This is a genomic window from Shewanella frigidimarina NCIMB 400, from assembly GCF_000014705.1.
GTDB lineage: Bacteria > Pseudomonadota > Gammaproteobacteria > Enterobacterales > Shewanellaceae > Shewanella > Shewanella frigidimarina.
On sequence record NC_008345.1, the window covers coordinates 4,212,996 to 4,233,107 of the forward strand.

The following is a 20,112-nucleotide window of genomic DNA, read 5'->3' on the forward strand; positions in this document are numbered from 1 at the left end:
ATGGTTATGGTTATGATTTTAATTCTGATTTTGGTTCTGGTGAATAAGTTTCGACGGGATCGATATTGAATTGTTGCGCCAATTTAGTCATACATGACTGACAAACACATTGGCCATTCGGCAAATCAACCAAAGTAGATGCCGCTTTGTATTGTGCAATGATCAATGGCATGTTTAACGCTTGCTCAGCACACCAGCATGCATCGATGGCTAACCCTTGCTCCATTGCACAACCATTAGCTTGCTGGCAAAGTGGGCACGATTGTGCTGCTGAAGTAAATAATGTCATTGCCCTGCCTATATGGTGATGATGATAAATGAATATACTGACATTTATCATCATGCTCAATAAACGCTATACGCATTACATTTCTGAAAACGTATTAACAATCGATAAAAATACCCACTAAGCGTTAACTTAATGGGTATAACTGACAATGATTGATGGTTAATACAGAGTCAATATGATTACTTTATATTATTTTTAAGCGGAAAAACCGGATATGAGGCCGTTCCCAAAACAGGCTTACCAGCAACGGATTGACCATAATATCCTTGGTGCTTATGATAGGTGGCTTGAGTCTTACTCACATCACCGTTAAAGCGAGGATCTTGTGGGCGATCAAACGAATTAAGGTAAGCCGCTACATCCCAAGCTTGCTGAACCGTTAATTGCACGCTTTTGCCTAAAGGCATATTTTCATAAATAAAGTCAGCTGCAGTATTGACCCTATGCATGCCTGCGCCCCAATTATAGCTTTGAGCTCCCCATAATGGTGGCAATGCAGTAACACCAGCAATCACTTGTCCTTGACCATCTTCACCGTGACACACTTGGCAATGTGTTTGATAAACTACCTGGCCGCGTTCTGGAGAATAGGCCAGTTCAGGTTGAGATGTTTTCGGATAGCCGCGCCCAGGAAGCTGGCTTAACGCTGCTATATCCAAATGTTTAGCAATAGCCGCTGGCATTGGGAAATCATCCCGTTTACCACCTTTAACCAACTCCACATCAGACAATTCAGGCACTGGGCCAGCAACCTTGTATTGGTCCATTAATCCGCTCATGCCTAACCAGTAAGAATAGGCCGATATTGCTACTAGCTCAGGAGAGTTTGCCGCCGGAGCTTTACCGTTCATCGAATAGGTAAAACAACCTTGTATGCGCTCTTGAAAAGAGTTTACTTTATCGTTTTTCTTGCGATAAGCAGGATAAGCAAAGTATGCCGCCCATAAAGGCGATGCATTGGCTTGTCGTCCTGAATTCATATGGCAGTTAACACAGTTGAGCTCATTGCCAACATACTTATCTCGCAGTTGTTGGGTGTTAACAAACAATTGATAACCTAAACGAACCTTGTCACCAAAATCCCCCTCAGGAATAGCAGTTAATGGTGCGGGTTGAAGATAAACAGCATCAGCTTTTTTCTCCAGCGCAGGTAATGCAGCTTGGCGATCGGGTAGTGTCGTCGAAGACTCAGACGATTTTACCGCAGTAGGCTTCGCCGGAACTTCGGTCATTAATTCATCGGCCTGTAAAGGCAAGCTAAACAGAGCGCCAATGGTCAATAGCGATAATAATTTCATAGCCATGTCCTTATTTTATATTGGCAAAAAACTGAGATAACCCATCGATTTCAGCAGCCGTTAATTTCAGCGCAATATTGCCCATCATGTTATCAGCATCGCCTGTGCGAGAGCCCTCTTGCCAGGCTAACAATTGAGTTTTAAGGTAACTGGCTTGTTGCCCCGCTAAACGAGGAAACTGCCCGCCCCCCACGGCAGACGGACCATGGCAACTTACACACGCTGGAATGGTACGTGACCAATCACCTTGAAAGGCTAATGTTTCGAAAGGATCGCTAATACCAACCTTGTCACCGCGAAATTGGAGCGGAATGTCTGCAACAGGTTGCTGACTAAAATATTGCGCCACAACAGCAATATTGTCACCTTGCACCGTAGCAGCCATTGCCAACATGGTTGGGTTTTGACGTTTACCTGCATGAAATAACGCAAGTTGATTGCTGATGTAATCGGCAGATAAGCCTGCTAAACGAGGGCCAATAATATCGATACCTTGACCTTGTGCACCGTGGCAAGAAGTACACAGCTGAGCCGCGGCTGGAACCGGCAGTTGTGGGGGAGTTGTTTCTGCAGCTTCTGCTGTCATAACAGTCAACATCGTTATGCCAGCCAATGCAGCGAACTTGTACAAGGATGTTTTCATCATCACACCTCTTTAGTCATTCGTGATTGGTTATTGTCATACCACCATAGGCTAAATATATTTAAAAAAGAATACGGCAAACGTCGAATATTTAAACAAAAATCCCGTTAATGAAACCATTAACGGGATTTTTGTTTGCGTAAACTTTACATTGTGCTACTTCGGACGCACGCCTAATGTATGGCAAATGGCATACGTTAATTCAGCACGATTAAGGGTATAAAAATGGAAATCTTTAACACCTTCACGAGACAATACTTTCACCATATCAATAGCAACGTTGGCACCCACTAGCTGACGTGTTGCTGGGTCGTCATCTAAACCTTCAAATTGGCGGTGTAACCAATGTGGAATAGCGACATTGGTCATGCCAGCGAAACGCTTAGTCTGTTTAAAGTTAGTCACAGGTAATATCCCTGGAATGATCTCAACATCTATACCAGCTGTAACACAGCGGTCGCGAAAACGTAAGTAGGATTCAACATCAAAGAAAAACTGAGTAATGGCGCGGTTAGCACCCGCATCAATCTTTTTCTTTAAGTTTATTAAATCGGCCTGCGCATTACGCGCATCTGGATGCACTTCAGGATACGCCGCTACCGAAATATCAAAGTCGGCCACTGAGCGCAGTAAACGCACTAAATCATTGGCAAAGCGAGTTGGTTTTGGGCTACCGTCAGGTAAATCACCGCGTAATGCCACGATGTCTCTAATACCAGAATTCCAATAATGCTTTGCCAGTTCAACTAATTCTTCATCACTAGCATCAACTAAGGTTAAATGCGGCGCAGCGAGCAGATTGGTTTCTTTCTGGATACGTTCAATCACGCTATGAGTACGGTCACGTACACCAGAATTGGCACCGTATGTTACTGATACAAATTTAGGGTTCAATGGTTCTAAACGACGAATAGAATTCCACAAAATCTCTTCCATTGCTGGCGTTGAAGGCGGGAAAAACTCAAAAGACACATTAATATCATTCAGCTCAGACAAGCTCTGATTTAACGACTGGGCATGTTGTGCATGATGAAAAGCCATAATGTATTCCTTCAACTTCTGTAACACTTAGGAGTCTATACCAATCAACTAAAATGATTAATTCAACTTAAACCATTTAGCCGTTTGGACGTCTATATGTCCATATACTAGTTTAACTACATCTTAAGTCAAGCTAAAAAACCATCAATAAGCAATTTGTAGTAATCACATTAACGCTAGGCCTAAATAGTAGGTTATAGAAAACAGCTTAAATCAGCTTTTTGTTCATCAGCCTACAGACAATATCATTTGATAATGTTCAAATTGTTTTGATCAAAAGTGTCAGCACGCAGGCGATAAACATGATGATGATGAGGAATGAGTGCAAATACGGGAGGTGATATGCAGTAAACGTAATGACCCCTCCCCCCACTTAACAAGTTGCATAATGTTTGGTTTTATTAGCAGTTGCTTTTATTTGCGAACTGGATCGACTTTTATAAAACCTAAATACATAACTTCTGTTTATTGTGCTAAATTTAAAATTCACCGTTCTAAATTTCATCTATCGAGAGGCGACTATGGCGCATCGTTGGCAAATTGCAATTTCTGCTGGTTTATTGGCTGCTGTTTGGGCTGGTCTTGCTGATGTATTTCATCTCGTGACATGGGTAGGCTTTCTCGGCTGCAGTACCTTTTTCGCTCAAACAGAAACAGGTGCTAAAGGCATGATGATGGCGATGATGACCAATCTTTCCGGTGTATTCTGGGGCTGGTTAATTATTGCAGGCAGCGGTGTTCTAGGTTCGCCAATGATCAGCTATGCATTAACAGGCATTGTCACCGCATTTATGTGCTTACAAGCCAGTAATAAAAACTTCGCCTTTATTCCCGGCACCTTTATCGGTTGTTGCATCACTTTTGCCTTAAATGCTGATCTAGCCGCTATCATTCCACCACTTATTATCGGCGCCGTACTCGGTTACAGCATGAGCCTACTCACAGGCCTATTAATAACGTTAACCGATAAAACAACTGAATCATTAAAAGATGACGCAGTAGAAGAAGCCTAAGCACAGGCGACTTAGATTGTGTCGCCTTAACAGTATTAGTTACCTGCGAGTAATTGGCTGCAGCGACAAGCTGAACCAATCCTTATTAATAATCTATTTTTTAGGTGATGTTGATTAGATCTTTAAGCTTACAAAAAGCAATCTCGTTATATTACTGATACCAAATGGTAATATTTAACGTCGCTGGCATAAATGAACCACCGCTTTGAGTTTGTTTAATTTCAGTAATCTCTATAGATGTGTGCCTGGATAACCATAAATTAATTTCGTCTTGTAAACCACAATCAGCTTGTTCTATCGGTTGCATCCAAAAGCTGAGTTTAGGTTTTAACACTTTAGTAAACACTTTGACTTTCATACTTATTTTCGAACTCCATTTCAAGAGATGAACACTAGTCATATCACGTTTTAGTATTTATGCGTTGAGCGGTTTGCGGCAAATAAAGAATAGAGCTGAATTTCAGCTCAAAAACATTCCCGAGATGACATAAAAAAGACCATTAATAATGGTCTTTTTTAACAAAACTACTCTTGTAACAGGTCTTTGCAAATATGCACTAAATCCGACTGCACCGCTGCTGCAGTCACCTCTCGCCCAGCCCCTGGACCGCGAATAATCAATGGATTACCTTGATAAAACGCACTACGAATAACAAACACATTATCCCCTGGGGTTAAATTCGCATAAGGATGATTATTATCAACCCACTGCAAACCCACTTCAGCCTGTAACTTACCTTCGACTTTATCCAGCGAAGCCACATAACGTAGCACCTTGTTCTGTTCAGCTGCAGCGACATACTGCTGCAACAAATCGTCATCAAGCTCACTAATGCGCGCTAAAAAGTCTTCAAGTGATAACTCAGCTAAGGCTTGAGGCACTAGCGAGTTGAGACTAATATCTTCTAGCTCTACCGCTAAGCCAATCTCACGAGCCAAGATTAACAACTTACGTTGCATATCGCGGCCAGATAAGTCATCACGAGGATCCGGTTCAGTAATGCCTAAACTGCGAGCATGAAGTACTAATTCTGAGAACGGCTTGCTGCCATCATAATTTTCGAATAACCAACATAACGTGCCCGAAAAAATCCCACCCACGGCTTCAATAGTGTCACCACTATTACGTAAGTCATTTAACGCATGTTGAATAGGCAAACCAGCGCCACAGCTGGCGTTATAACGCCAAAATAAGCGGCGATTACTCAGCTGCTGCTTTAATTCGCGATAAAATGGCAATGGCCCTGAACCGGCTAATTTATTGGCACTCACCACATGAATACCACGGGCAAATAGCTCTGGATATTGTAAGGTTAAGGCGGCACTAGCACTAATATCTAAGGCGACAATTTCATCGCATGATAACTGCGCTAATTGATCAAACAGTTGATCATAATCCCATTCAATACCTTGCTGTTGATAATCTTGCTGCCATTGTTCAAGGTTAATTCCGTCGTTAGAAATTAACGCTTTTTTCGAACCAACTAAACCAACGAGCTCAACAGAGGCTTCAAGTTCGTGATCTAATACTGGACTGGCGCGTTTAAACAAATCAATCCACGCCTCACCAATGTTACCCACTCCCAGCAATAACACTCCAATACGCATTCTTGGCCCAGCACAACGACGATGTACTTTTTGGGTCAATAAACTCACTTGAGCTTGCGGTACTAAGGTGACCAAACTTAATGCATCTTGATAAATCGGTTTGGCATCACGACTGAGTAGTCGGGCAAAACTGCGTCTAAAGTGATGAGCATCAGCACTGACTAATGCCACTAGGCCTAAGTCAGTTTGGGCACTCAACTCTTCAATCAAAAATTCGCTGCTGTATTGGTTAAGCAAAGCTTGCACTTGTTTTTGGCTTTCAAGCGTTAACGCCAACTCAAACTTATGCTGTGCTAGCGACCAATAAGCTAACGGCGTGATACCAGCTTTATCCAAAATGGCCAGTAACGGTTCAATATCTGCGTTCATTTTAAAACTAAACAACACCACTTCATTTAAGTTAGTGACCACAGGCGCACTCGCTGATGAACTCAGTGGCGCGATTAAAGTAAAGTCAGTGTGTGAAGCATAACTTGAGCGTACCGCTAAACTCACTTCAGTATTAAACAGTGGCTGTAAGGTACGAGAATGCAATACAGGAGAGCCTAGGCGCGCTAAGCGGTCAGCTTCGGCTAAGGACATACTCTTGAGTAATTTCGCATCATTAATTTTGTTAGGGTCGGCATTAAACACCCCTTCAACATCGGTCCAAATGGTTACACGATCAATGTCAGCTAAGCTGGCAATTAAGGTGGCACTAAAATCAGAACCATTGCGACCCAGTAATAAGGTATCGCCGTGGCGATTTGCGCATATAAAACCGGTGATCACTAAACGCTCTTGCGGGTGCAAGGCTAATAAGGCTTGTACCTTGTCACGAGACTCAGCGACTAAAATATTGGGTACGGCGCCTTCATCGGCAACCAAAATAGAGCACGCATCGACATGAGTCGCAGCTACGCCCATTTCTCGTAACAAAGCGGCCATTAAGCGCGCCGACCAACGTTCACCAAAACTCACCACTTGGTTTAATTGGTAATCGTTACGTTGCTCTAAAGATAATAAGCTGACTAACTGAGATTTGTCGGTAGACAAACGTTCGCGTAAATCACGCGCTTGCTCGTTTGACAATAATTGTTCAATTAACGTTTGCTGGTAACTGATCAGAATTTGCAGCTCTTCTTGCCACAACTGACCACTGTCACGCAGGCTCAATAATTTGTATAAGAAGTTAGTCGTTTTTCCGGCGGCGGATACCACAACTAAATCATCACTCTGACCATGCGTAAGTAGAATATGTGCAACACGGCGATAGCAATCTGCATCCGCTAAACTTGAACCACCAAACTTATGTAAATGACTTCGCGTCATTACTGACTCCTTAAACAACTACGACTTTTGTTGCGACTGCTAGACTTCTATTTTGAAACCAATAGTGTTGCAAGTGCATGTTTTGCTATTTTACCCAATTTGGTCGAAACCACAGCTAACTTAAACTCGAATTAAGCTGATTTTATCGCTGCAACAGCTGCTAGGCCTGCTTGAATATCGGTCAAGAGGTCATCTGCATCTTCAATACCGACAGATAGTCTCAATAAAGTCTCTTTAATACCAGCCTCTTGCCTTGCTTGTGGGTCCATTGCTCTATGGGTCATAGTGGCCGGAACGGCGACTAAACTTTCCACCCCGCCTAAACTTTCGGCAACACTAAACAACGACAGCGCCTTTAAAAATGCCACCACTTCCGCTTCGCCGCCGATTAACTCAAAACTTAACATAGCACCAAAGCCTTGTTGTTGTTTTGCCGCAATTTCGTGACCTGGATGGTCTTTTAAACCCGGATAATACACCTTTGCCACTACATCACTGGCGTTGAGTAACTCAACAATCTTTTGTGCGTTACGTTGATGCTCACGAATTCGTACCGCTAAAGTACGTAAGCCTCGCAAGGTTAAATAACTGTCAAATGCTGAACCCGTAAGCCCAAGAGTATTTGACCACCAATGTAACAACTCACCCACTTCAGGATCTTTAGCGACTACAGCCCCACCGACCACATCGCTATGACCATTGATGTATTTGGTGGTTGAGTGAATAACAATGTCTGCACCCAATAACAATGGCTGCTGTAATATCGGCGATAAAAAGGTGTTATCGACTGTTACTAACGCGCCAACGTCATGGCAAGCTTGGCTAATGGCAGCAATGTCGACCACGCGCAATAAAGGATTCGATGGCGTTTCTAACCACACCATTTTCGGTTTTTGAGCTATTGCTTTGCTCAGCGCTTGTGCGTCAGTTTGATCAACGACCAATAACTTAAATTGGCCTTTTTTGGCCAAGTTAGTGAATAAGCGGTAACTGCCACCATAACAATCGTGCGGCACAACCAATAAATCATCAGGACCAAGTAAGCTAGTCACCAATGTAATCGCGGCCATGCCGGTACATGTCACTACACCGGTTGCACCTTGTTCAAGTTTGGCGAGTGCGTCGCCTAAAATACATCGAGTAGGGTTACCCGAGCGACTGTAATCAAACTCGCGCGGATTATTGTGGCCATCGAATGAATAATTGGTCGATAAATAAATCGGTGGCACGATAGCACCATGTTGTGTGTCTGTTTCAATACCTTGGCGAACGGCCAATGTGGCGCTTTGATGCTTAGTCATGGTTGACTCCTAAAATTTCACAAACACACAAAGAGATGTCTAGACGTCCAAATTTACCTAAGAGATCCCCATCCGTCAACCAAAATAGACGTTTAGACGTCTAAACATCAAGAAATCTATTTGCAATCGGGATTAAATAGTAGCAATAATTTGACTAGAGATTGTAACGGTTTAAAATCTGCAGCGTATTTATCGTTAAGGGTAAGTTAATGACTGAGTGGAATGGCGAATATATCAGCCCATATGCCGAGCACGGCAAAAAGAATGAACAAGTAAAAAAAATTACGGTTTCTATCCCTTTAAAAGTATTAAAAGTACTGACAGATGAGCGGACGCGTCGCCAGATAAATAATCTGCGCCATGCAACTAACAGTGAACTGCTATGCGAAGCATTTTTGCATGCGTACACCGGTCAACCATTACCTTATGACGGTGATCTTTCAAAAGATCAGCCTGATAGCATTCCAAGTGAAGCGAAAAAGTTAATGGATGATATGGGTATCGAGTGGGAAGAACTCGAATAATTCACTGATTAGTGATTACCTCACAAACTTTTAAACTGCCCTATAAAGAAGCAGTGATGTTTTAAAGAGAACTTATGATGTCATTTATCGATCCAACGACCTTGATACTGGCATCAATTATCGTGTTTTTTGGCGCGCTAACTCAAAGCTTAATTGGCTTTGGGTTAGCCGTTGTTGCAAGCCCGCTGCTGTATATTGTTAATCCTCAATTAGTTCCAGTTCCGATAATTGTTATGGGCTTTGCCATTTCTGCAATGACCTTGTTTAGAGAGCGTGGTCACTTACAATTTAATGGTTTGCAATATGCCTTACTCGGGCGAATTCCTGGGGGGTTTTTAGGCGCTGGATTATTGCTGTTTGCCCCACAAGCAATATTAGGCTTAGTGATTGCAGCTATTGTGTTTATTGCTGTTATTCTTAGTATCTTTCGCTTTAGCGCCCCCATCAATCGCCTCAGTTTATTTATCGCAGGGGTATTTTCGGGCATATTTGGCAATATCGCTGCCATCGGCGGTCCGCCAATGGCCATTTTGCTTGCAGGCCAAGACCCAAGTCAATTTAGAGCCGCTTTATCAGCCTTCTTCGTGTTTAGCTCATTAATAGCGCTAGCCATTTTAGCCATCGTAGGCTTAGTTGAAGTGAAGCATTTATGGCTATCACTGCTATTATTGCCTTCAGTCGTTGCTGGTTATCTTGTCTCGGGTAAGTTAATTGGTCGCGTTGATAAAGATAAAACCCGTATAGCCACATTAGTGTTATGTAGTATTAGTGCAACCGTGTTAGTTATTATGTCGACCAACACGTTAATGAGCTAATCAACTATTCTGCACCTGTAAACAAAACGAGCCATCAATGGGCTTGTTTTCTAACAATGATTAAAATCTTACCCTTCTATTTATCAAGCAGTCTATTTCTCACCTAAAAAACGCCATCAATAAGTATCAAAAAAAACCGTTTCACTTCCCCTAACAAACTCATTATCTATATGCAATAGATCCATATCACACTAGTTCATTAGATTTCTTTCAATTAACTTTTTTTCAATTAGATTTTTCTCATGGATATGATCTACTTCAAATTAACACTACCCACTTTTAGGTAACATTGTTTACAGCAAAGAAATAATTAAATGTTGTTAAGCACGACCCTAATAAGCCCGACAGAGGACAAAATGATGAACACATACATTAAAGTTGGTATCGCAGTTGCTATGGCATTATCACTTGGCACCCAAGTGATGGCCGCAGATGGTGGTAATCCTAAAAAAGGTAAGCACCTATACAAAAAAGAATGTAAAGCCTGCCACAGCGCTAACAGTGAAGGCCTTGAACTCACCCCAATGACTAAAACCATGAGCCAATGGGATCGTTTTTTCACCCGTGATAAGCACAAAGCTAAACCTGCCGTTTTTGAAGCCTTATCAGAAAAAGACCTGAAAGACATTCAACAGTTCTTATATGACCACGCCGCCGATTCAGACCAACCAGCTACCTGCGGCTAAATCATCAATGCTGAGTATCTTTTCGTTCTAAACGAAACATCAGCCAATAAACCAAACGAAAAAACTGTGAGGCTTAGCCTCAGGGATTCTGACACAAAAAATTTGCCAAATTGACCATGCTATTTGGCAAATAAAGGGGAGAAAGACCATGAGAACTCTCATCTCAATATTAGTGGCTAACGCGCTCTTTATGAGCGGCGCAAGCCTAGCAGCAGATACAGATGCACAAAAGATTGCCGATCTTAAACAACAACTGGTTACGATTAATGAAGATCTTGATTATTTAAATTCACGAGTTGATAAAACCGAGCGTCACACAGCTTTAGACAGAATAGCCATTACGGGTGATTTTAGAACTAAAGCACATTCATTACATTATCAAAACGTCACTTGGAACCCAGCCATGAACGTTAACTTTTCTGACTTTGGCGCTAAAGCCATGTCAGGAGCGTTTGGCGATCCAAATAGCGCTACCTCACCGTTAGGCCAAATGATGATGGCAAACCCTGATTTAGCCAGCGCGTTTCAAAGCGGTATGCTACAAGGTGTTATGCCAATGCTGTTAGGCCAGAAAACCCAACAAGACATTGATAACGATATATTTTACACCACGCGCTTACGCCTAAATATTGATGCGAAAGTGTGGGATAACGTCAGCTTTGCAGGACGTTTAACCATGTTTAAGAGCTGGGGAGACTCTGCTGGGGTTAAAGTATTCGACTCATGGAATTCATTCACCATGGACGGCACCAGTAGCGGTAGCACCAGTGGTGATGAGTTAAAAGTAGAGCGCGCCTATTTTAATTGGAAAGACATTAACGGCAGTGGCACTTACCTTTCTATTGGACGTCGTCCTTCAACGTACGGTCCACCAAATCATTATCGTGAAAATGAACTCAGAGGTGGCACGCCATCAGGTCACTTAGTTAATTTTAACTTCGATGGTCTTACCTTAGGTTACAACTTGGGTGATATTACCGGTATTGAAGGCCAAACAGTACGTTTTTGCTATGGCCAAGGCTTTGAATCACAGTACGGCAATGGCGAATTGTTTGGTGACATCATCACTAAAGATACCCACCTCGGCGGGTTTAATATCGACGTGATTAATGACGGTAACCATTTCTTACAGTTCACTTTATTCGGTGCTAAAGATGTCAATGATGGCTTTACGGGCACCATGGCATTCCCTACTCAACTGGCGGGTATCTTTGCCCCAACCATGTATCAAGACATGCAAAAGTTTGACAACTTTAACTTCGTCACCCGTGTACAACCAAGCGGTGTCATTGGTGATATGTACTTAGGTGGTTTAGGTTATGCCTATGAAACCGATGACGATCTGAAAATGTTTGCCTCATTAGGATGGACTCGTGCTGAACCTAACGGTAATGCAGGTTTGTTCGGTGGCATGTTAAGCGATGCAGTATTTGAAGCAGAGTTGAACAGCACTGGTACTGAAATCATTATGGTGCCAAAAGAAACTGTTGATAGCGACACCAAAGATGGTTACGGCATTTATGTAGGTATGCAAATTCCTGCACCATACGGCAAATTCGGTTTGGAATATAACTATGGTTCTAAATACTGGAGTCCCTTCACCCAAGCACAAGACGACCCAATCGGCAGTAAGTTAGCCACTCGCGGCCATGTTGCTGAAGCCTATTATATCTTTGATATTAATCCAAAAATGTTTATCAAGTTAGCTGGTTTGTATTACGACTATGAATATACCGGAAGTGGCTCACCAGTAGGTGCACCGATGAAGGTTGACGATGTGATTGCCGGTAGCGCGTACTCAATGTTGCCAGTTGTTGACACCGCCTATGACGTCAATGCCTCACTGACCGTTAACTTCTAACGCTAACTTAACCTTCTAACTTGGCCCCCCTGAGCACAATCTCAGGGGTAAGGACAAACACCATGAAATTATTATCAGCACTGGCTGTATTACTGTTATTAAGCAGTAGCGCACAGGCTGCCTTTAACCACAAAGAGGCGCTGAAAGGGCCTTTTGCTAATGGCCCTGAAGTGACGACACAATGCTTAACCTGCCATAAAGAACATGCTGAAGAGTTTATGAAATCTTCACATTGGACTTGGGAGTTAGAGCAAAAACTACCAGACCGCACTGTGATGCGCGGTAAAAAGAACAGCATTAACAACTTTTGTGTATCGATATCGGGTAACGAACCGCGTTGTACCAGTTGTCATGCCGGTTATGGATGGAAAGATTCAACATTCGACTTTAAAGACATGACCAAAGTCGATTGCTTAGTTTGTCACGACACCACGGGAACTTACATTAAAGATCCTGCGGGCGCAGGCGAGGCCTTAGCAAGAGTCAATTTAGCCAATGTTGCCCAAAATGTAGGTGCACCCGTGCGTGACAATTGCGGCAGTTGCCACTTTTACGGTGGCGGCGGTGATGCGGTTAAACACGGCGATTTAGACTCATCAATGTCTTATCCAGACAAAGCGACCGATGTCCACATGGATACCGATGGAAATGACTTCCAGTGTCAAACTTGTCACGTTACTGAAAATCATCAAATTACCGGTAACTCGATGGGCGTATCACCTGGAGGGGAAAACAAAATTGGTTGTGTAAATTGCCATGATGCTGCGCCTCATAAAAATAAAAAGCTCAATACACACACAGCAACTGTAGCGTGTCAGACTTGTCACATACCATCATTTGCTAAAAATGAACCCACCAAAATGCATTGGGATTGGTCACAGGCAGGACAAGATCTTCCTGAAACAACAGACCAATACGGCAAGCACACCTTTATGAAAAAGAAAGGCAGCTTTATTTGGCAAAAAGACGTTAAACCACAATATGCCTGGTTTAATGGCCGCGCCGATGCGTATATGGCTGGCGATAAAATGGACCCAACTAAAACGGTTAAATTGGCTTATCCATTAGGTGATATTCGCGACCCTAAAGCTAAAATCTACCCATTTAAAGTGCACACGGGTAAGCAAATCTATGATGCTAAACTTAATATTCTGATAACCCCTAAAACGTACGGTGAAGGTGGCTACTGGGATAAATTTGATTGGGACTTAGCTGCTAAATTAGGCATGGAAGCTAACCCAACCATGGTAGAAAAAGGACTCAAATACAGTGGTCAGCATGGTTTTGTTGAAACCGAGATGTGGTGGCGCATCAACCACATGGTGTCACCAAAAGACAAGGCACTACAGTGTAATGACTGCCACAATAAAGGCGAGCGTTTAGACTGGAAAGCCCTTGGTTATGATGGCGACCCAATGAAAAATCGTAAAGGTATTAAACACACAAAAGCTGACTAATACTCAGGTAAGCTCACTGCAACAGCAATAAGCTGATACAAAAAAACCGCTATCGACTTTACGATGGCGGTTTTTTTATTCGCTAAATAACGAACTAAAAATTCAAACTTTGGCACTGAAAATCTTGTTCAATAGCACTGATGGGATCGGTAAAGCGCAACCGTTTAGCCAACAACTGCAACGGCTTATCAAAGTTATCCGGCCCTTTAGGTAGTAGTACTGGATAAAAGCGGTCGTGTAAAATCGGCATACCTAAACTTTGCATATGTACACGTAATTGATGAGTTTTACCGGTAATCGGACTTAACTCAAATAAGCCAAAACCATTTTTTACCGCCACTAAACTGATTTCAGAATGGCTATTCGCCTCGCCTTCAACCACCTGCATAGTAAAGCTGGGATTTGCCGCCACAATACGATTTTTAACCGTCCAATGAATAGGAAGCATACAAGTATTATCGGCAAATTCACTCAGCAACGTAGGCGTTAATTTAGCGATTGCTTGATAATCTTTAGTGATCTTGTCATCTAAAAACAGCTGATGATATGCATGGCGTGTTTGCGGATTGAGCGTCATTAACATCACACCAGCCGTATCTTTATCGAGCCTGTGCGCCGGTGCGACCGTATCTATTTGAGTGGCGATACGTAAACGATGTACTAAACATTCATTAACGTAATTTCCGCCTGGGGTAACGGGTAAAAAATGCGGTTTATAAACAATAATAGTGTCGTTATCTTGATACAACACCTGCTCAGCAAAAGGCACTTTCGTTTCGGCCAGCACTTCGCGGTAATAATACACTTTGGCAGTGGCTTGATAGGCACTCTCTGCGGTAATTAGCTCACCATTTTGCCAATGCACTTTGCCATCATTGATCCGTTGTTGCCACACACTGGGATCGATTTGCTTAAAATGATCGATCAAAAACTCAAGTGCTGTGTGGTATTGCTTACCAGCTAATTCATTAGCACGCGGCAACACAATATACGAAGGTTGAGCGGCAATGGCAGCGTTTGGTGTTTGGGAAGAGGATTGAAGATGATCCGCAGTGTAGTTTGATGAATTAGGCATAAACAACTTTGCTATATAAAGATGAAGATAGGTTCAAACGAGAAGGTATCTTATCAGGCTAGGCCGAAAATGTATCTTGATTATCTCGATATCGATAACACAATATTGCGCTTATACATCCACGTGAGATTTTAGTAATTGCAGCACAAAATCCATAGTTTTATGGCAATTAGGTTGTTCAACTAAAATCAGCTTATCACGGTTATACATAGGTAAAACCTCTAACCAACGCTGACTCACCCAAGCGGCATCTTCTAAATGAGTTTGTGAATACAATTCCAGTAAATCTGGATTCACTTGATAAAATTGTTCAAGTGCGGCGCTGATAATTTCAAACTCACCCGCAATGGGCTCATTGCACCAATTAGCGCAAGGGAGCGCACGAGCAATCCAACAACCATCTCGTTTTTGTGCCGTAGATAAAATTTTAAGACGCTGCAAGCCTTCAATAACAATGCTTAAAGAACCATCCTCTAACTGATTGAAATCAATAATATTGCATTGGGTGGCTGTAATATAACAAGGCAGTGAGCTATTCACTTTCAATGGCGCAAAAGCTAAACCATAGTGGCCTTTTAGTACATCGGCAACCATGGCTAAATCACTCGGTGACACGACTCTAATTTCAAGTCGTCCACCGGGTAATAGCACAGCATCTTGAATCAGTAATGCTACTTCTTTTGTTTGCATAACAGCCTCCTACACCATAGGTGAAGTTACTGAACCAAAGTCAAATCAATGAAACAAGTGTAGCAGTGGTTAATTATTCAACAACTTAAGTAGCCTAATATAATGCTTACTACCGACATAACCACCCGTTTTCGCTACGCCCTACTCCAATAGACCTTGTTTAATACGACTATCTTTCAAAAAAAGTACAAAAAACATTCAACTTATTGGATCTTATAAACGCTCAATACGATCCATAATAGTGCCAGAAGCAACAATTTCAGCAAACTCATCAGCTAATACCTGGCTTTGCTGCACGCTTTGCTGCCAATAGGTAATCCGACTTTTAGTATCTAAATTTTTAAAGTCTTCACGGTCAGGAATTTTACTAAACGGTAAGCTTGCAATAAATTGCTTACTCGGCGCTAAAATTAAACCATTGTGATAATTCGCTTTCGCTTTACGCCACAATAAGGATTTATCAAACCAGCCTGGGCTCATGTACGGGTAAAAGTGTGGATACAAACTCAAGCCTGTAGCGGCAGGCAATGGCATATCAAAATGATAATCGGTTATGCCACCATCGTAATAATGACCCTTAGGCGAGCCTTGCAGATCTTTTACCGGATCAAGTAGTAACGGGATCGATCCTGTCGCTAGCAATCCATGGCGGATATTGTCTTGGGTTAACTCGACATGTTTGGTGGGCAAATCTTTCAAACGTCTAAAAGGTGATGCGGCGTCTTTATGGCTTAAAATAACCCGTTCAAAGTGCCAGCCTAAGCTTTTACGATTGACCACATTACTTACTGCAGCCATCGACAGTCCCATCATTAAGCCAAATTTGGCATGAATGCGATTTAAATGACGGGCACGACAAGCCACCATATGATGACGAATTAACGGATTAGCAATAATATCAGCGCCTTGCTGCTCACCTAAAATGCCATCAACAATTTGTAATACTTGGGCACTGACTTGTTCACGAGTCGGCTTTTTTTCGTAGTTCTGATGAATATAAAAATGCTCTAAACGTTCATAGGCCGCTAATGGGTCTTGTTGCGCCATACAAGCTAAACGCCACGCACCCGACGACGCGCCCATGGTATAAAGGGGATCTTCGCGATCCTGAAAAAACTCACTAAATAAATATTTATCTAAGCCTGCTATGGCCAACCACTTAGGTCCGCCTGATGCAGCAAAGAGCTGAGTAAACAATGATTGATCTAAGCCATTCGCTTCTAGTTGTTCGTAAGCAGTTGGTCCAGCAAGTAAACGTAATGCAGGCAATGTACAATCCTTCTTATATTTGTAATGCTGTTATCTTTGTAAAACTGTATGCTTTAGCGCTAATACGCTAGCATATTTTTGTGGTTCATATCTTACGGAATTTTTATGATTGTTGATACTTTAGCAAATCGTCACCTATACACTCAACTTAGCCCGAGATTAGCCAAAGCATTAGCCCATCTCGCGGACACAGACTTTAGCCAGCTTGAAGTGGGCAATTATCCGCTTGAAGGCAAAGATATTTTCGTTATCGTTAATGACTATGAAACTAAGCCTAAAGAAATCGAACCCTTTGAAGTTCATCAACAGTATATTGATGTGCAGTATGTGGTTAGCGGGGAAGAAGAATTTGGCTATTTACCGTTAGCCAATCAAACACCTTCTAAGCCTTATTTTGACAAGCATGACTATGCTGAATACGGCTATGAATCTAACAAAGATGATGCGGCGTTTATTCCGCTAAAAGCGGGCATGTTTGCACTATTTTTCCCTGGCGACATCCATATGCCAGGCACCAGCCCAACACCACAAAAAGTTCGCAAAGTGGTGATAAAAGTACGGGTATAACGATATGGCCTTAACAAATGATGAATACTCAGTCCTACTGCTGAATTATTAGCAAAAAATCGCTATTTGAGAGAAGTCTGCTAAAGTTAATTCCAGTACAAGAAGCACCTCGACAGAGCACTTGAGATAGTCTCAATAGAATACTGAAAAGAGACTTCGATAACGTTGTTATCCCAAGCTAAAGGCAAATATACACCTACCCTGAGTAAAATATAAAAAGCCCCGAGACTCTCCGCTCGGGGCCTTTTTTTGTCAATTAAACACGCATATCATTATGGATAACACTCATATGGTAAGTTGAACCGTTGAAGTGGTATTTTTTAATGCGATGAAGATCAATCCTTGTTAAAATCAGGGCAACTTTATAGGAGAGTCTTTCAATGGCAATGTATGTAGTGGGTCACAAGATCCCTGATTCAGATTCAATTTGTGGTGCTATAGCATTAGCATATTTAAAAAACCAAATCGATGAACCGGCAATTGCAGCCCGTTTAGGCGAGTTATCACCAGAAACCGCATTTATTTTAGAAAAATTTGGGTTTGAAGCACCAGAATACAAAACCAGTTACGCTGGTGAAGAAGTCTATATTGTTGACCATTCAGAAATTACTCAAGCACCAGATGATATCGCTCAAGCGACTATCGTCGGTATTGTCGACCATCACAAATTAGGCGACCTAACCACTTCTACTCCGCTAGAATGTTGGATCCGTCCAGTTGGTTGCAGCAACACCGTCATCAAAATGATGTACGATTTCTACCAAGTAGAAATTCCAGCAAACATCGCTGGTATCATGATGTGCGCCATTTTAAGTGACACCGTTATTTTCAAATCGCCAACCTGTACCACTGCCGATATCCGTTGCGTTGAAGCGTTAGCTAAAATCGCCGGTATAAAAGACTTTAAAGAACTCGGCATGGATATGTTTAAAGTGAAATCAGCAGTTGAAGGCACACCAGCACGTGACCTTGTTATGCGTGACTTTAAAGACTTCAACATGAACGGTAACCTAGTGGGTATTGGCCAATTAGAAGTTATCGATTTGTCTGTATTTGACGATATCAAAGCTGACTTAGAAGCTGATATTGCTAAATTGAAAGTTGAAGGCAATCGTCACAGCGTATTATTGCTGCTAACCGATATCATGAAAGAAGGTTCAGAAATGTTAGTTGTTTCTGATTCAGCAGACTTAACTGAGCGCGCTTACGGTAAACCTACCGTTGATGGCCGCGTGTGGTTAGACGGCGTATTAAGCCGTAAGAAACAAGTTGTACCTGCACTGCAAGATGCATTTGCAAAGTAATACTCTGCAAGCAACTTTGTCTAGTCCTAAAATAGGTTGACGGTTTTTATTAAGCCAGTTGGAACTCCCGACTGGCTTTTTCATGCACTTCGTTTGGGGTTTTCATTCCTAAACTAAGGTGCGGTCTTAACTCGTTATAAGTCCTAATCGATTCTTTGGTGAGTATTGCCAGCTCCTTCATCGTACGACAGCGGTAAAGTAAAAACTCTTGCTTCAAAATACCATTCACTCGCTCAGCTAACGCATTCTGATAACAATCATACCCATCTGTCATCGATGGCCTTATCGCATTCGCAGCCAATTTATGTTGATATTCTGCTGAGCAGTACTGTATCCCTCTATCTGAATGATGAATGACATCACTGGTTGTCTGACGATTCTTTATCGTCATCTCCAATGCTTTAACGACATCACAGGCTTTCATTTCATCACTTAATTCATAACCCATTATTTTTCTTGAATATGCATCTGTGACTAATGATAAATAGTGAGTTCCTTCGTCTGATTTTACGTAGGTTATGTCACTGACAAACACCTCTTCAACCCCCTTCACCACTCTGTCTTTGAGTAAGTTTGGGTGTTTTCTCAACCAATGATGGCTATGGGTTGTCTTGGTGTAATTCTTCCTAGGCTTTACTAACATATTGTGTTGTTTCAAATACCGAAATAGGCCGTCCCTACCTAGCTTTATGCCTTGTTTAAGTAACTGTGGCTTGATGAGTTGATAAAGCTTACGCGTTCCCACTCTGGGCATGAACTGACGCCAATACATAACCATCGTCATCACCGGTTTTAACATGTCAGCTCTTGCTGCTAAGCGCTGCTTCCATTGATAAACAGCTTGTCTTGATAGGTTGAACTGCCGACTCGCTGTCGCTAGCTTTACAGTGCCTTTTTCTTTGGCAAGCCAGAGCGTTCGGCTAAGTACTTTTTTTCTAAATCAATACCGTACTCATTTTTAAGTAACTCGACCATATCGCCATAAATCATATTTTTCATTTCGAGATTGGAGACTTGTTTCTCTAATCGTTTGATTTTCTGGGCGGGTGTTTCTGTAGATTTGGACATAGGTGAATGCTCAATCGGCTGGGACCAATCTAATCTACCATGTTTTCGTAACCATGTTAGGACGGTACTTCTCCCTTGAATGCCATAATGGTCTTGAGCTTGCTTATACGTTAGCTCGCCTTTTTCTACTTGACTAACAACCGCTAATTTAAAGCCTAACGTGTAATCTCGTTGAGTACGTTTTATATTGATTGATACTGAAGGTTTCATAGATAAGTCTCCAATGTGTCAACTTATCTCAGGACGGGACACTTAAAAAAGAAAAGCTGAATCAATTGATTCAGCTTTTCTA

19 protein-coding genes are annotated in these 20,112 nt (G+C 42.1%); 8 read left to right on the forward strand and 11 right to left on the reverse strand.

The annotated features are described in order from the left end of the window. Positions 1–10: 10 nt before the first annotated feature. From SFRI_RS18225 to metF, 4 genes are all read right to left on the reverse strand, one after another. Positions 11–289, reverse strand: a complete 279-nt coding sequence (locus SFRI_RS18225; RefSeq protein ID WP_011638962.1) for a cysteine-rich CWC family protein — start codon at positions 287–289, stop codon at positions 11–13. A 179-nt stretch (positions 290–468) separates the two neighbouring features. Beyond that, positions 469–1,587: a c-type cytochrome gene (locus SFRI_RS18230; RefSeq protein ID WP_011638963.1), complete on the reverse strand. Its 1,119-nt coding sequence runs from the start codon at positions 1,585–1,587 to the stop codon at positions 469–471. A 10-nt stretch (positions 1,588–1,597) separates the two neighbouring features. After that, positions 1,598–2,185, reverse strand: a complete 588-nt coding sequence (locus SFRI_RS18235; RefSeq protein ID WP_150099444.1) for a c-type cytochrome — start codon at positions 2,183–2,185, stop codon at positions 1,598–1,600. A 201-nt stretch (positions 2,186–2,386) separates the two neighbouring features. After that, positions 2,387–3,271, reverse strand: a complete 885-nt coding sequence (metF, locus tag SFRI_RS18240) for a methylenetetrahydrofolate reductase (protein ID WP_011638965.1) — start codon at positions 3,269–3,271, stop codon at positions 2,387–2,389. A 521-nt stretch (positions 3,272–3,792) separates the two neighbouring features. On the opposite strand from metF, the gene SFRI_RS18245 reads away from it, so the two are divergent. Further along, positions 3,793–4,284 carry a DUF1097 domain-containing protein gene (locus SFRI_RS18245; protein ID WP_011638966.1) on the forward strand — a complete coding sequence of 164 codons (492 nt, stop codon included), beginning with the start codon at positions 3,793–3,795 and terminating at the stop codon, positions 4,282–4,284. A gap of 151 nt (positions 4,285–4,435) precedes the next feature. On the opposite strand, the gene SFRI_RS18250 is transcribed toward SFRI_RS18245, so the two are convergent. The 3 genes from SFRI_RS18250 to metB form a co-directional block, all read right to left on the reverse strand. Beyond that, positions 4,436–4,642: a hypothetical protein gene (locus SFRI_RS18250; RefSeq protein WP_041413228.1), complete on the reverse strand. Its 207-nt coding sequence runs from the start codon at positions 4,640–4,642 to the stop codon at positions 4,436–4,438. Between the two features lie 167 nt (positions 4,643–4,809). Further along, positions 4,810–7,203 (reverse strand): bifunctional aspartate kinase/homoserine dehydrogenase II, encoded by a 2,394-nt coding sequence (locus SFRI_RS18255; protein WP_011638968.1) that lies wholly within the window; start codon positions 7,201–7,203, stop codon positions 4,810–4,812. Between the two features lie 131 nt (positions 7,204–7,334). Then, positions 7,335–8,504, reverse strand: coding sequence for a cystathionine gamma-synthase (gene metB / locus SFRI_RS18260; RefSeq protein WP_011638969.1), 1,170 nt, complete (start codon positions 8,502–8,504; stop codon positions 7,335–7,337). A 209-nt stretch (positions 8,505–8,713) separates the two neighbouring features. On the opposite strand from metB, the gene metJ reads away from it, so the two are divergent. From metJ to SFRI_RS18285, 5 genes are all read left to right on the forward strand, one after another. Beyond that, a complete protein-coding gene (gene metJ, locus SFRI_RS18265) occupies positions 8,714–9,028 on the forward strand; it encodes a met regulon transcriptional regulator MetJ (protein ID WP_011638970.1) in 315 nt (104 codons plus the stop codon). A gap of 74 nt (positions 9,029–9,102) precedes the next feature. Continuing rightward, positions 9,103–9,843: a sulfite exporter TauE/SafE family protein gene (locus tag SFRI_RS18270; RefSeq protein ID WP_011638971.1), complete on the forward strand. Its 741-nt coding sequence runs from the start codon at positions 9,103–9,105 to the stop codon at positions 9,841–9,843. A 356-nt stretch (positions 9,844–10,199) separates the two neighbouring features. Beyond that, entirely contained in the window at positions 10,200–10,529 is a 330-nt protein-coding gene (locus tag SFRI_RS18275) for a c-type cytochrome (RefSeq protein WP_011638972.1), read from the forward strand. Positions 10,530–10,677: 148 nt separating this feature from the next. Then, positions 10,678–12,390: a DUF3373 domain-containing protein gene (locus SFRI_RS18280; RefSeq protein ID WP_011638973.1), complete on the forward strand. Its 1,713-nt coding sequence runs from the start codon at positions 10,678–10,680 to the stop codon at positions 12,388–12,390. A 62-nt stretch (positions 12,391–12,452) separates the two neighbouring features. Continuing rightward, positions 12,453–13,847 (forward strand): tetrathionate reductase family octaheme c-type cytochrome, encoded by a 1,395-nt coding sequence (locus tag SFRI_RS18285; RefSeq protein WP_011638974.1) that lies wholly within the window; start codon positions 12,453–12,455, stop codon positions 13,845–13,847. 94 nt (positions 13,848–13,941) lie between these two features. On the opposite strand, the gene SFRI_RS18290 is transcribed toward SFRI_RS18285, so the two are convergent. From SFRI_RS18290 to SFRI_RS18300, 3 genes are all read right to left on the reverse strand, one after another. Further along, positions 13,942–14,922: a pseudouridine synthase gene (locus SFRI_RS18290; RefSeq protein WP_011638975.1), complete on the reverse strand. Its 981-nt coding sequence runs from the start codon at positions 14,920–14,922 to the stop codon at positions 13,942–13,944. A 111-nt stretch (positions 14,923–15,033) separates the two neighbouring features. After that, entirely contained in the window at positions 15,034–15,612 is a 579-nt protein-coding gene (locus tag SFRI_RS18295; RefSeq protein WP_011638976.1) for an LON peptidase substrate-binding domain-containing protein, read from the reverse strand. A gap of 213 nt (positions 15,613–15,825) precedes the next feature. Then, complete coding sequence (locus SFRI_RS18300) at positions 15,826–16,881, reverse strand: hypothetical protein (RefSeq protein ID WP_011638977.1); 1,056 nt, start codon at positions 16,879–16,881, stop codon at positions 15,826–15,828. 105 nt (positions 16,882–16,986) lie between these two features. Between SFRI_RS18300 and SFRI_RS18305 the strand changes: the two genes are divergently transcribed. Beyond that, complete coding sequence (locus tag SFRI_RS18305) at positions 16,987–17,448, forward strand: NanQ anomerase/TabA/YiaL family protein (RefSeq protein ID WP_011638978.1); 462 nt, start codon at positions 16,987–16,989, stop codon at positions 17,446–17,448. Positions 17,449–17,828: 380 nt separating this feature from the next. Next, positions 17,829–18,752 carry a manganese-dependent inorganic pyrophosphatase gene (locus tag SFRI_RS18310; RefSeq protein ID WP_011638979.1) on the forward strand — a complete coding sequence of 308 codons (924 nt, stop codon included), beginning with the start codon at positions 17,829–17,831 and terminating at the stop codon, positions 18,750–18,752. Between the two features lie 49 nt (positions 18,753–18,801). Here SFRI_RS18310 and SFRI_RS21380 read toward each other — a convergent pair. Beyond that, positions 18,802–20,030 (reverse strand): IS3-like element ISShfr4 family transposase gene (locus SFRI_RS21380; protein WP_086019777.1). Its coding sequence is split into 2 segments (ribosomal slippage): positions 18,802–19,679 and positions 19,679–20,030, totalling 1,230 coding nucleotides; the frame shifts between segments, so codons are not numbered across the junction. Positions 20,031–20,112: the final 82 nt, after the last annotated feature.